The organism is Prevotella sp. HCN-7019, from assembly GCF_037890215.1.
Lineage (GTDB): Bacteria > Bacteroidota > Bacteroidia > Bacteroidales > Bacteroidaceae > Prevotella.
Map to the genome: position 1 here is coordinate 323,124 of NZ_JBBKBO010000002.1, position 14,355 is coordinate 337,478.

The 14,355-nt window shown below is 47.1% G+C and carries 9 protein-coding genes and 1 pseudogene; 8 read left to right on the forward strand and 2 right to left on the reverse strand.

From position 1 onward, the window contains the following. Positions 1 to 16: 16 nt before the first annotated feature. Positions 17 to 2,200 carry a choice-of-anchor J domain-containing protein gene (locus WKT13_RS04325; RefSeq protein ID WP_340322979.1) on the reverse strand — a complete coding sequence of 728 codons (2,184 nt, stop codon included), beginning with the start codon at positions 2,198 to 2,200 and terminating at the stop codon, positions 17 to 19. A 72-nt stretch (positions 2,201 to 2,272) separates the two neighbouring features. Further along, positions 2,273 to 6,613: a T9SS-dependent choice-of-anchor J family protein gene (locus WKT13_RS04330; protein ID WP_340322980.1), complete on the reverse strand. Its 4,341-nt coding sequence runs from the start codon at positions 6,611 to 6,613 to the stop codon at positions 2,273 to 2,275. Positions 6,614 to 8,344: 1,731 nt separating this feature from the next. Between WKT13_RS04330 and WKT13_RS04335 the strand changes: the two genes are divergently transcribed. The 8 genes and pseudogenes from WKT13_RS04335 (at position 8,345) to WKT13_RS04370 (ending at position 14,346) form a co-directional block, all read left to right on the forward strand. Then, positions 8,345 to 8,959: a DJ-1/PfpI family protein gene (locus tag WKT13_RS04335; protein WP_340322981.1), complete on the forward strand. Its 615-nt coding sequence runs from the start codon at positions 8,345 to 8,347 to the stop codon at positions 8,957 to 8,959. Between the two features lie 216 nt (positions 8,960 to 9,175). Then, positions 9,176 to 9,499: a TfoX/Sxy family protein gene (locus tag WKT13_RS04340; RefSeq protein WP_340322982.1), complete on the forward strand. Its 324-nt coding sequence runs from the start codon at positions 9,176 to 9,178 to the stop codon at positions 9,497 to 9,499. A gap of 59 nt (positions 9,500 to 9,558) precedes the next feature. Next, a pseudogene (locus WKT13_RS04345) lies at positions 9,559 to 10,086 on the forward strand (GNAT family N-acetyltransferase); the annotation flags it as partial. Positions 10,087 to 10,188: 102 nt separating this feature from the next. Further along, positions 10,189 to 10,773, forward strand: coding sequence for a nucleotidyltransferase domain-containing protein (locus WKT13_RS04350; protein WP_340323113.1), 585 nt, complete (start codon positions 10,189 to 10,191; stop codon positions 10,771 to 10,773). Between the two features lie 11 nt (positions 10,774 to 10,784). Continuing rightward, positions 10,785 to 11,348: a helix-hairpin-helix domain-containing protein gene (locus WKT13_RS04355; protein ID WP_340322983.1), complete on the forward strand. Its 564-nt coding sequence runs from the start codon at positions 10,785 to 10,787 to the stop codon at positions 11,346 to 11,348. After that, complete coding sequence (locus WKT13_RS04360) at positions 11,336 to 11,731, forward strand: SRPBCC family protein (RefSeq protein WP_340322984.1); 396 nt, start codon at positions 11,336 to 11,338, stop codon at positions 11,729 to 11,731. The genes WKT13_RS04355 and WKT13_RS04360 overlap by 13 nt, the downstream gene beginning before the upstream one ends. Beyond that, positions 11,728 to 12,237 carry a GNAT family N-acetyltransferase gene (locus WKT13_RS04365; protein ID WP_340322985.1) on the forward strand — a complete coding sequence of 170 codons (510 nt, stop codon included), beginning with the start codon at positions 11,728 to 11,730 and terminating at the stop codon, positions 12,235 to 12,237. The genes WKT13_RS04360 and WKT13_RS04365 overlap by 4 nt, the downstream gene beginning before the upstream one ends. A 315-nt stretch (positions 12,238 to 12,552) precedes the next feature. Next, positions 12,553 to 14,346 carry a fimbrillin family protein gene (locus WKT13_RS04370; RefSeq protein ID WP_340322986.1) on the forward strand — a complete coding sequence of 598 codons (1,794 nt, stop codon included), beginning with the start codon at positions 12,553 to 12,555 and terminating at the stop codon, positions 14,344 to 14,346. Positions 14,347 to 14,355: the final 9 nt, after the last annotated feature.

Genomic DNA, 14,355 nt, shown 5'->3' on the forward strand with positions numbered 1-14,355 from the left:
GTTGGTTGTTTATGGCTTATTGAACGATAACCTTTTTGGCCGATTTACCGGTTCTCACGATGTATATTCCGGAATGCAGTGTGCGTTCATAGGCTGCGTCTGTGAACGAATCAACCAGCATGCCGTCGCTTGAATACACTGAAATCTTGGCACCGTTCGGATTGCTTATGCTGATGGTGTTTTTGCCGGTGGTAACCGAAACACCCTCGTCGCCAGTCACATTGTTGATACCTGTCGTTACGTCGAGACGTATGTCGAAGAGATAAAGGAACTCATGGAACTTCGGAGATGTTACGTGGAATCCGAAATAATAGATGCCGTCTTCGTCCACTCTTACCGGTACCGAATATTCAGTAACAGGATGTTCCTCATCCACACCGGGCACCTCTGTTATGTTGAGCAACTGTATGGTCTGCTCCTCCGGGGTGCGTCCCTTGCCGAATGTAACTTCCATAGATTCCGGATACTTTGGCAACGACGAATAAGCCTTGAACGACAGTGTGTAGTCAACGCCTTTCTGATAGTTTATCGGAGGAGCTATCATCCAGTCGTCGGCGTCGTTCTGCTGGTTGTAAATGTACACAGCGCTTCTTGTGTTGGAATCATAGTTCCAGCAATATCCGTCGCCGTTGCTGTCAAGCAGCGTGTAATAGTTGAGCATGTCTGCCGGACCTGTGAACATGCCTCCGTAAGGTGGATTGAGCGGAGTGCCTATAATCAGGTTGTTGGAATAACCCCAGCCACCTTCCTTGCCGTCATACATCGCCGTCACGGTGTACACATAACGCGTCATATCCTCCGGATGGGTTTCGGTGAATGTGCATTCCTTCAGATTCTCGGCTACGGTTATCTCGTAAGGATATCTTACCACTTTGTATGTGATATTGTCCTTGTCAATGGCGTTTCCGTTGATGCCCTCTGTTGGAGCGTCCCATGTCAGTGTGGTTGTAAGGCCGTCGTATGTCAGCTTTATGTTTGTCGGCGCCTTCGGAAGATCATATCCGGCAAAGAATGTACGGGTGATTGTTGGACCGTCACCATATTCGTTGGACACAGTCACTTTCACCGTGTGGTTGTCGTTAGGAAGTGTTATGGCGTCGCTCTTGAACAGAGAGCCCGGAGCTGCAGTGGCGTCCACGAGCACCTTGTCGCCTTCTGTCACCTTAACATTCAGTTTTTCGTCTGTCAGCGGAGTGCCAAGATAGCTTTCAGAAGGAATCTGGAACTGGAAATAACCGCTCACAGAACTGTCGTCAGGAGTAACGAACTCGAAGTCTGAAACAATGCCAGGAGCGCCCTCATTCGGCTCTTTCAGCCATGCACCGCTCACCTGATATGTACGTGAGAGATATGATACGATGGTGCCTTCAGCGTTTGTCAGATTGAGTTCCACTATCGGCGTGTACTCGCTGTCAAGCTCTATGCTGCTGCTCTCGAATATCCAGTATACCTTGCCGGTGGCTCTATTAATGAACATTGCCTGCTCCGTGCCACCGTTAGCGAGATAATCATCCGGACCGATAAGGTTCTTGCCGGTTATGGCCTTCACCTTCACAGCCATTCCGTCAGTCTTTCTGATCTTATACAAATACTGTCCCTGATCCTTAGTATCAAGAACCACACTGTAAAGCATGCCGTTGTTGTCGGATACAAGAGTCTTGAATCGCAGATTGCTTTCGAAATCCTTGCCCACTCTCTGCATATCTCCTGTCTCCGGATCGACTTCTACCAGATGCGAGTTTGTGTAGTCAACGACTATTCCATATATCTTGTCGTTGGTCACATCGTAGGCAAGCGATGTTGTGGTGCACTGGCAGTTATCGGCCAGTTCCTTCTCGTACAGCACCTTATATGTTTCGCCGTCAAGAATAGTCCACACCGGTTTCTGCTCCGGCATGTTGGCCTCGTCGCTGTAAATGTTGCAGTATATCTTGCCGTTGTGATATACACCACCGCCTGATATGTAGCGGTTGAATAGCACGCTGTTGTCGTCCGGCTTGAAATTATCGTCATATCCGAATTTATACAAACCCGGAATCATGTCGTCAAGCTGGTTTATCGGGGAGAATGTTACTATGCCGTACATCTCCACACCTTCCATTGCTATTCTCTTGTTATACTCCTGAGCCACAGCACTGTTCGTGTTGCAGAACAACAAAGACAGCTGCAACGCAAGACCTAAAAGTATGTTTTTCTTCATAACCATGTGTTTAATTAGGCGTATTCTTAAATCAGGCACTGCCCGGAAAAGGCAGTGCCCATTAAATGTTATTTATTTCTTAACCAATTTCATTGACAGAGTCTTTCCGTCAGATGTAAGTGCCTTCACAATGTAAATACCGTTGCCAAGACCTGACAATGACATACTGCCTGCCGCATCGTGTGCGTTGAGAACATTCTGTCCCTGCACATTGTATATTGATACAGACTTGATGTCGTCGCGGAGATACAGTGTCGAAGTAGAAGCATCGTAGTGCATGCTGCTGCTTTCCACATTCTCTTTGATGCCGGTGCTTGTCACATTCTCAATCTTGAAGTCGTCAAGAGCAATCATTCCTGCGTTAGGAGCGTCAGCGGTAAATTCGAAATAGAAGCAGTAATCCATATCATAGGTCGGTTCATATTTCACCGTAAACTTCGTCCATTCGGTAACAGGATCCTTTATGCTGTACAGTATTGGAAGTTCAAGTCCGCTTTCATCCTGAGTGTATGCGAGCACTACGTTTGCCGTAGTCTTGTTTTCACCATTGCCAGGCATATAAAGATAGAACGAAATCTCGTATGTCTCACCCTGCTTCAATGTGAAATAAGGTGTGTAGAGAAGTTCGGTTCTTCCGTTGAGCGAATACTCATTAGCCACTGCAGCATATTCTCCTGAGTGTGCGGCAACCGTATTCTCCGGCATCTTTGTTATGCGGAACAGTTCTGAAGAAGATGTTCTGCAACCCCACTTGTTTGCAAAGAGGGTTTTCTCGTCGATGTCGATGCGGTTCTCAAAGTCCTGAGTATAAGGAAGTTCTTCAGGTTCTGCCGAAGTGAACAGACGCATTACCTTGAGACTCTTTATCTGAACTTTCGCACCGTTGGGGCTTTCTACGTGTATGCCGAAGAAGTTACCTTCAGACTCCGGAGTGAATGTGGTGCCGATCTCCATCACGTTATAATCGTTCATTATGACGTCCTTGAAACCTCCTATCACTTCTGTCTGGTCGTCAACCGACTGACCGTTGCCACGTGTAAAGGTAATGTCAGCACTCTGGTTAAAATCTGTCTTGAACTCACACAGTACATAATATGACTTGGTAGGATCGAGTGCGATCTCCGGTGAGATGAGCCACTCATCCTTGCCGTTGGTTGCCATGGAAGCATCTGCGCTTGTCCAGGTGTTACCATCCTTGTCAGCGTCAATGGCGTTCCATTCGTTCTCGCCTTCAGAGAAGTCGGCCACGTATGCGCGTTCTTTGAGATATCCGTCGGTGAAACTGCTTATCGACAGCACGCATGATGTAGCCTGACCTACTTCTGTCTCAATGCTCGGTACAAATTTGTAAATCTTCTGTCCGGCGAACTTGTCTCCGTCAACATACTGGTATGAGTATGAAGCCTCAAGACCTGTGTTAGGATCGAGAGTGGCAGGATCCGGCATGGTTTCAGAATGTTCTACAATGAGTTCGTCGCCATCATATATCTGAGTCTTTATAACAGAACCTTTCTGTATAGGTTTGCCCTCAGCGTCAACAAGCGGATGGCTCCAGTGGAAGATAACATTCTTGTTGGAATTGACAGCCATAGCCCTGACATTTGTGACAGCAGCCGGTTTCACCGGAACGATAACAACAGATTCCTCTATGCTGAAGTCGTCGATGATGATCTCACCGCCCTCGGCACCGTCAGTGTTCACCTTGATTGCAAAGCAATAATCGCCAGCCTCATCAACAGTCACATCCACGCTTTTCTTCACCCAACTGAGGTTTGTTGACTCTTCTGTCTGCATCAGCGGTTCGCCGTCCAATGCAGAAAGGCTCTGATCGGTTGCCTTGTAAAGGGCCACCTTGTTGTTTGTTCCACGCTGGAGCATGTTAAGCATGAAGCTTACAGTATATGTCTTGCCCGGCTGCAAAGAGAATTTCGGAGTGTAAACAACCTCTTCTCTTGCCTCAGGTGCGCCACCGGCAGCAAACAGGGCGTTAGCTCCTGAATATGCCTTTACTCCCAATATTGAAGAAACGTCGGCCACCTTCTCAACCCAGAAGCCGTACTGTTCGCTGCTGCGATCCATCTTCCATCCTTCAGGAGTTGTGGTATAGCTGTCGAAATTCTCCGTATAAGGCAGTTCGACAACCGGCACTTCCTTGTCGTCTCCATCAATATAATATATACCAACGCTCTTTATTGTCATCATGTTGGTTGTCTTGCAATCCTGGAATGCAAGGTAATATACGCCTTCCTTGTCCACACTGAACTGCGGAGTGGAAGTCTTTACAAATCCGTTATAGCGTATATCGTCAAGAGAAATAAGCTCTCTTGTCATACTCTCTGATGTCTGACTGTCGCCGAGCCAAACCTTCAATGTTCCTTCATAATTCGTGCTTGTAGAAACTCTGAACTTGACTACATATCTCTTGCCAGGCTCCAGCGTCACACCAGGTGTTATAGCCCAGTCATTGTGCATATCCTTGCTGCCTCTGTTCACAGTCATGCCGCCGTCGCCATAGGTCACAGCCTGCCATGTGTTGCCGCCGTCCTTGTTCTCTACAACCCACTCACTGTAATCACCGGCTGTCATGAACTCTCTCACAACAACGGCTTCGCCCTGAACGTCCTCAAGGTTTATCACCTGTTCAACAGGCAGTGACTCCACACCATCAACAGAAGCTACAACCATAAATCTGGCTGTTCCGCCGAATGTTTCCGGGTTGTATGTGTAAGAATCGGCAGCACCAAGTTCTCTGTCTTCAAGGGTTGCCACCTTCACACCATTCTCATATATGCTGATATTCAGCGTAGAGAGGATAGGAGCATCCGTAACATCATAAGACGGATTCTTCCATTTCAGAGTAACACTCTTATTATTGAAGCTTGAAGAAACCTCAAGATTCTCAACACTCTTAGGCTGTGCCTTGGATGTCTTCGTAACAGATATCTTGTTGACAGACAGAATACCGTTAGGAGCGGCAGTAGCAATGTTGAAGCCGATGTATGCAGTTGTTGACTCGGTGCATGTCATACGGATAATCTTGTCCACCGAACCGCTGTTCAGATTTATGCTTTCTGTCGCAAGGATATTGGTCATACCCTCAGCTGTAGGAGACGTGCCCCACTTTACGTTCAGTTCATCAGCATCGAACGCACCGGCCTGTGAAACAGTGTATCTTATCAGATAATCGCTGCCTGCTTCCATGTTCAGAGCCGGCGTGATGAGCCAGTCGTTTGCTGCACCGGCGGCAGTATTGCCGTCATAGGACGGTCCGTTATAACCGTCTATCATCGCCCACTTCACGCCGTCGGCGTTTGTATCCACTACCGTCCAGCCATTCAGAGGATCGGCACCTGTGAAATCAGTCGAATAGATTTCTGTTTCTGAAGGTATATCCTCTTTGTTCTCCTCTATTGCGAAAGAATAAAGCTGCAATGTGTTGCCACCGCTTTCAGATGTGTTATGGAACGAGAAATAATAGTTGCCATCGGTTTCCGGAGTGAAATAAGCCACCTCCACGTTCTCACCACTGTTCTCCAGAGTGAGCTGTTTCACAGGAGTCATCAGTGTCTTATCCGTTCCTTGTGTAAGAGTAATGATGTCAAATCCTTTCGGAATGCCCTGTACAGCCACGTTGGTTGTTATCTTATAGGTAACTCCACCTTTCAGTATTATCTGCGGAGAGAAGTAGTCATCGTCGTTCTGTCCGGTCAAAGGCATTTCCAGCATCGGACCGAAACCTGACATAGGAGTCCATGTATGTGAGTCCTTGTTGTTGTCGGCCGCTGTCCATTCTTTATAATCTGTTGTCAGATTGACGCTGTAAGGAACTTCCTTTACAGGATCTTCCGGATCGACCACAGAGCCGCCGTCCTCATAGAGTTTGAACTCGAAGATGAACACAGTGCCGTTGAACGGCGGGGCAACATTGTGGAAAGCGAAGTGATAGCTGCCGTCTTCCTCCACCTCCACCTGCACTTTCTGTGCTGCGGGATACTCCGAATTGTCGTTCAGCACCACATCGGCCACCTTTGAGAAGGTGCTCATGTCGGTGTCGGATGTTCCGCGTTCGAACGTCACAGTGCACGGTTCGCCGTCGGCCTGACTGCAGAGATTGAACTCGGCGGTGTATTTCTTTCCCGCCTCAAGATTGAACGCCGGCGATACATAGTAGTCGTCGCTCGTCGAAGAATAGTCCATGGTCATCACGATGCTGCCATAATAGACACCCTGAATGTATGCCCACTTAGGCTTGTATGTCCATGTCGTCCCCGGCTTAGGACTGTTGTCCACAGCCGTCCAGCCTTCCTGACTGTCGGCGAAATTGATTTCATACGGCAACACGCCCTGCGCCTTACCGACATTTATTCCCGCGATGAAAATAAATGTGAACATTAGTAACAATAATCTTCTCATATCACTTAATCTATTAAGTTAATTTATATTCTCACCCCTCAATCTTTTCCACACCACCAACCTGTCTCTCGTCCGGAATTATATGTATCCGGCATGTCACGTGATACGTCATGCACGTCCCACCAACAACCACAGCGATTCACAGAATCCTGATAAAAACAAAGTCAAATGATGCCAAAAAGCGATTTATCCGATCGGTACGGAATTATCCTAATGTCTATTTTCAATCCATGTCTCGGCGCAATGATTATTATCATGTATAATTATCTTGCGTACAGACAAACCAGCTTTATCCTCACCGTATGGTATTGTTACTTCCCGATAAAAACTCCAACTGATTCATACAACCATGGCTATTAAGATTATTCATCCATATTTCTCAGTTTTTCAAAGCCGTCTCTCTTTACAGGGAACAGGTTTATGCATGTAAAGATAGATAAAATTTCATAAACAAAACCATATTCGTTAAGATATTTTAAATCATTAATAAAAGTGTGATAATGTAAAACAAAAACACGGCTTATATAACAAAATTCATTTATTTCAAGCAGTTAAAGTTACTTTCAGACATCTTACAGGCAACAAGAAACAATACTTTGCGTATTAGTCGTTATAATTTATTAACACTATATTCTGTTCATAACTTACGCATTATGCCCTGAACATCACAAAGAATACACACGGACAGACCACAACGAAGCCATATCCACACAAAAACATACAGCCATAAGCATCACCGCTGTCACCGTCCGGACAACGTCATACACCACATTATTATATATTGTCCGGCCACCATCCTGTGCACACAGCTCCCACTTCGCTTCTCCATACAGTCGGCGGTAAAAAACGGGTACGACTCCTCATAAACATACAGAAACCGACACGACAGAATGAATAAAACAGGTTAAGACAAAAAGACTGCGACTTCAGTACCGCACAGCGTTGCCACTTTCTGACGGAAGGTGGACAATATGGGGCACTTACAGATTTTCAGTATCCTGTGGTTTTTCCGTCTGAGTTTTCACTTCTACCCCGAAAAATAAGCGAGTATTTGCGAGCTGACTCTCCTTCGGACGCAAATTCGCGAAAAATAAGAGGTTTATGCAAAACACTGGACATCAACAACTTGCATACAAAAGACATTTTTCCATTATGCAATAAGCACCATTTCAGCACACGATATGGCCCGTTTCATGGCCTGAAACGCACCATATCACGCTCTGATATGAACGAAAACGGAGACTGAAACAGGCATAACCGGAACGCAAGACGTATTGTCCGACCTTCCACTATGGGGTACATCATAAAACGGTACGGTCTGAACCGGCCTTTATTATGTGCGATTTAACATTCCTTCACACCTCTTTTGCGATTTTATTTTGTCAAAAAAAAGTCAAGAAAATCTGTAAGTCCTCTGTCCGGGTTTTCTTTGAAAACACTGATATCAGCACATTATGAAAGATACAGAAAGCGTGTATCTTTCTGTTGATGAGGATTTACAGATTGCGGAGACGTGAATTTGTTATTACGCAAATTTGCAGTTGCGCTCACCTTTCACTATCTTTGTATAAGATAGGATGCGGTTCGGCAAAAACCAATCTGAACAAACTGTGTTTCTTCATTTGTTTTTGCGCTCACCTTTCACTATCTTTGCACTACCGTTATCAAGCAATCCTGATAACAGCAGAAACAACCGGACAAAACAGTCATACAACAATAAACTTAATCAGAATGGATAATGAGATACTCTACGTTCTGCTTGACAACTATGCAGAACACGAACCGGCCTTTCTGGCATCGGCAATAAACTGTGAGGAACGCGGATTGCGTCCCGAACCAAAATACATCAACAAGGTGGTTGCACCTACAACCGACGCAGTGCACTCATGCGGAGGATTCCGCACACTGCCCGATTACTCGTTCGACACCATGCCCGAAACCTACGCGGCGCTCGTTCTGATAGGCGGATACGGATGGCTCGACCATGCCGTGGCAGACAAGGTGGCACCGATAGTGAAAGCCGCACTCGACAAAGGCATCATCGTAGGAGCCATATGCAACGCTGCGTCTTTCATGGCACGACACGGTTTCCTGAACAACGTGAAACACACCGGTAACGGCATCGACCAACTCATACAATGGGGCGGAGACAACTACACCAACGCTTCGGGATATATCAACAAACAGGCTGTGGCAGACAAAAACATAGTCACGGCCAACGGCAGCGGTTATCTGGAGTTTGCACGTGAGTTGCTCTTGCTGCTCAAGAATGATACTCCGGAGTCTGTCGAGATGTTCTACAAATTCAACAAAGTTGGACTTGTAGACCTGTTCGGACTAAAATGACAACATCAATCATGCCACATACCGACAACCCGTGTGTCTGTCGGTATGTGGCATGACAGACATTAGCACATTATGCGCTTACAATCGGTATTACGGTCCGTATGCTGCGCGTAAAGTGTCAGCATCCATGCAATATCTCCGCCTTAAACCACCCAAGGTCCGAAATCTGCTTATACTATTATCACTTATCAAAACACACTCACAACACATCGTTTTATGGCGAGCTCCATCGACTTCGTAGAATTTGTATGTTCACAACTCTCAGAGCTGGGCAATGTGCGCCACCGCAAGATGTTCGGCGAATATCTGGTTTATGTCAATGAGAAACCGGCAGTGCTTGTTTGCGACGACATAGCGTACATAAAGAAACTGCCGGAAGTGGCCGATATGATGGCAAACGCCGAATGTGGCACGCCATACGACGGCGCAAAGGAGCACTACATACTGGATGTGGAGCACCGTGAGGAACTGCTGAAGGTGGTGGCCACGCTGGAGAAGGCTCTACCCTATCCTGAAAAGAAAAAGAAGAAAAAGGCGTAATCATCATACCGGACAATTACACCTGCGAAAACAAAACCATATTTTCATTTCACAACATTATGGAAACCCAAAGACTCATACTGCGTCCGTGGCACGACAACGATGCCGCCGCGCTCTACAAATATGCCTCTGACCCGGCCGTAGGACCTGTTGCCGGATGGCCGCCACACACGTCTGTGGACAACAGCCGCGAGATAATACGCACTGTTCTGTCGGGTCCGGAGACCTACGCCATGGTACTCAAAGAGACTGGCGAGCCCATAGGCAGCATCGGCATAATGTATGGCGACGGCCTGCACAGTGCGCAGATGGGCGACGGCGAGGCCGAGATAGGCTATTGGCTCGGCGTACCCTATTGGGGAAAGGGGTTCACGCCGGAAGCCGTAAGGCGCATACTGCGACGTTGTTTCGACGAACTGGGGCTGCGCGCAGTGTGGTGCGGCCACTACGAAGGCAACACCCGGTCGAGACGAGTGATGGAAAAATGCGGATTTGTGTTTCATCATACGGAGACAGGAAAGCCCTCGCCACTCGGCGACATACGCACAGAGCACTTCCTTAAACTTACCGCCGAGCAATGGCGCGAAAGCATACAGACTGCCGAAGAACACTTCGACATCAACCGATGGCTCGCCTCTTTTCAGGATAGGCTCACCCTGCTGTTCGGCGATAGGCTCCGTTTCTTAGGGCTGCAAGGCAGTTACGGCCGCGGTGAAGCCACACCGGAGAGCGATATCGACGTGGTGGTGATACTCGACCACGTTGGTTTCGACGACCTGCGCGCATACCGCCGGATGCTCGACAGCGACAGCCAGAGCAGCCTCATCTGCGGATTTGTGGCAGGCGAAGACGAACTGATGGGTTGGGAACGGTCCGACCTCCTGCAACTGTATCTTGACACGCGACCCGTCATTGGCTCGCTCGAGTGTCTGCATAGCCTGTTCACCGCCGACGACATACGCCGCGCCGTACGCATCGGAGCATGCAATCTTTACCATGCCTGCTCGCACAACTTCCTGCACGCACGCAGTTCTGACGCGCTTGCCGGGCTCTACAAGGCGGCACGCTTCACCGTCCGCATGAAACACTTCATACAGACCGGCTCTTACGTTTCCTCCATGTCTGAACTTACTGAAATGGTCACGCCAACCGACCGGAGGATTCTCGACCATGCCCGCCACGCAGGTTCCATAACCGACAGTGATGTGTTCGACCTCATGAGCCGCGACCTGTTGGAGTGGAGTTCCGCACTCATTGAAGAAACCAAGGAATAAAATCACCATATATGAGCGAACTGAGAAAAATACCGAACGTAGGGCCACAGACCGAGCGGGACCTCATAGCGATGGGCTACACCACCATAGAATCGCTGAAAGGTAAAAGCGCTGAAGAACTTTATAGCGAAGAATGCCGCTTGCGCGGATGCATCGTGGACCGCTGCCAACTCTATCTTTATCGGGCTGTAGAATACTTCGTCAACACTCCCAAACCCAACCTTCACAAATGCAGTTGGTGGTTATGGAAGGACGATTTTGCCATGCCCTCACCATGCGGAGCGCTCTGCATACGTTGCGAAATGTTCCCAACAAAATGTAGTGGATGCAGAAACATACGCGGAAAAGTACACTGGCTTAAATACACCGGTGACAAAATATGCAAGGTTTATGACTGTTGCGTAAATCGGAAAGGCATGGACAACTGTGGAGAATGTACTCTCCTGCCCTGCGAACGCTTTACAAAAGATCCCACATTGTCCGACGAGGAGAACGTCACTAATCTGCGACAAATGATAGAAAGACTAAAATCCACAGACAAGAAAAAAATAACAGACAAGTCATGCAAACCGTAACGATAAAATCGGAAATACGTGCCTCCATACGTAACGTATGGAACACCGTGACTACACCAGAGCATCACAGTTGGCGCAGTGGCATAAACCACATAGTCACACATGACGAACAGAATTTCACAGAATACACAACAGACGGCTATGCCACACACTTCACCGTCATCGTATCCAGACCATACAGCTGCTACAAGCTGTATTTTGAAAACAATAATCTGAATGGTCACTGGACAGGAGTGTTCCGCGAAACAATATACGGTACGGAAATAGAATTCACGGAAAGCGTACACATAAGAAAATGGTGGATGAGACCGTTTGCAGGAACATATCTGAAGAAACAGCAGACTGTATATCTTGCCGATCTGAAAAAAGCATGCGAGAAATGACAAAAACACAATATTGCACCATACGACCGATGCACAAGGACGAATATCACCACCTTCGCAGATTTCTCTACGACGCCATCTTTCTGCCCGAAGGTGTGGAACCGCCACCACTAAGCGTAACAGACATACCTGAACTCCGTGTTTATATAGAAGACTTTGGACAAAAACCTCACGATGTCTGTTTCGTTGCCGAAACCACCGACGGACTTATAGGAGCTGTGTGGGCACGCATAATGAACGACTACGGACACGTGGATGACCAAACACCATCGCTCGCCATATCCGTAAAAAAAGAACATCGCGGCAAAGGTATTGGCAGCCGACTGCTATCGACAATACTGCAAAGGCTACACGATGAAGGTATTAACAGTGTGTCACTCTCGGTACAGAAGGCTAATCCTGCCGTACGTCTGTACTGTCGCTTCGGCTTCATGACCTTGCACGAAACAGAAGAAGAATATGTCATGCTACGCGAATTGTCCTCCAAGACCATATCTTCATTATAAAAAACCATAACGTCTCCCTCAATAACACACAACATTAAAAATGTTCAATACCATGAAACATCTTTATGACAACGGAATGTAATTCATCGTCTTTCTACAAAACAACACCACTCCGTCACAAGTCTTTGCAATGTGAAGCAAAAGCATTATCTTTGCAGCCCGTATATATCGGGATGTATGTTTTCAGGATATACATATATGATATAATAACACAAATATTCAGGTATGCGCATAAGTATTATATGAATGTTTGTTGTTTTGATTATTACGGAAGTAAACCGACAACTCATTTTTTATCAGAATAATATTGGAATAATGACGACAAACTTCAAGAAAGTTATTGCCATTTTCGCGGGAAGCCTGATGTTTATGGCTTCGTGCAGCGACATTGACGATTCGTTTTATGGCAACGAGGAAGGCATGATTGCCCTTAAATGCTCACGCAGTGCAGACTGGACACTCAGGAACGCAGCCGTCGACACAGACGGTAAAGGCAGCTTCGAGGCCGGCGACCGCATAGAGATGAACATTTCTACCGCAGGTACCACAAGCAATACCACTTTACAGTATTCCGGTTCACAGTGGATGCCGGCACTCAAGCGCAGCGAATACGGCACAGGAGAACTGCTGCTCTCAGCCGTTTATCCTATTTTACCACAGGCTGCCGTGGGCGAAAACATGAGAACCATAAGCATACCTGCCGACCAGAGCACAACCGACAACCACAACGCAACCGACATTCTCTTCGCCAGAACCACCGTAAAGGAAGGTTCTGTAGCTGCGGACATGCAGTTCGCACATGCCATGCACCGCATAAAAATCAATCTGAAAGGTTCCATACCTGAAGACCTGACCGTAGAAATAAAATCTCTCGGCCAGGGTACTATGTCTGTTGCCGATGGCAGTGTAAGCCCGGACGAGGCAGCCGGATACGTATGGATAAAACCTTACAAGACGGGCGACAGTTCGTATTCTGTCATCATCATGCCACAGGACGCCAAGGCGTTTCACGACGGCGAAGGCCTCATAAGCTTCAAAAGCGGTGGCAAGTCGGCCAAATATATGCTGAAATCGGACATCAGCACATTTGAGGCAGGGAAACAGACAACGCTCAATCTGACACTGAAAATGGACGAAGGCGGAGTAGATACCGAGTTTGCCAACCAGACACGGTGGGTATATGGTGTAAAAGGCGTCGACTTCCCGGGCAGGGAAAACATCACCACATATCCTGTAGGACAAACTAAGTTCCCGGCTGGAGAATGGTTACGCCTTGCGTACGAGAACATGTATCCGCCAATGAACTTGGAAATGCAATTCTTTACCTGGAAGGAAGGATGTGGCTGGTACGACTGTAACAAAAGCCTCGTAAGTGACAGGAATATGTGCTGGGCCGCCACTTCTTCCAACCTCATTCATTGGTGGTTGGAACAAAACAAAAAATACATAGAAGCATACGACCAAGATTACGGTCTGGAATACAGTGACATGAGTCGTCCTGAAGAATACAAGCAGATGACACCCGACAATCTGGATCATAGTGCCGTATTCAATTTCTTCAAGAAATCATTCCGAGACGCCGGAAGTTGGGACAAAGGAGGTGTCAACTGGTTTATTAACGGTAACAGACAAAATCTCAGCCCTAATAATCCCGAATTCAAAGGATTCTTCAGAAGTTTATTCAAGACAGGAGATGATATCGCTACAGAAACGAGAGACATGTCGAAGAAGAACTTCAACCTGTGGATGAAGGATGCATTCAGAAATCATAAGGCAATAGGTTTCTCGGCATTCGATTATGCCGGAACAAACACAGGCCGTCACTCCATGACTATCTGGGGAGCAGAATTCGATGAAAACGGAGATGTGGCATACGTTTATTTCTGTGACAACAACGACGGAATAGATGAACCCAACCATGCATCAATAATGAGATATAAGGTTGTTTACGAGAAATCCACATTGCCAGAGATAAAAGACCTGTGTGCATACATGGTACAACTGCCTGACAACGGCAACATTTCTGCCAGAAAGATTGCGTTCAACTCGCTGGTACTTGCTGATCTTCGTCTTGACATCTGGAAGACGAAATACCCACACATAAAATAATTATTTAAG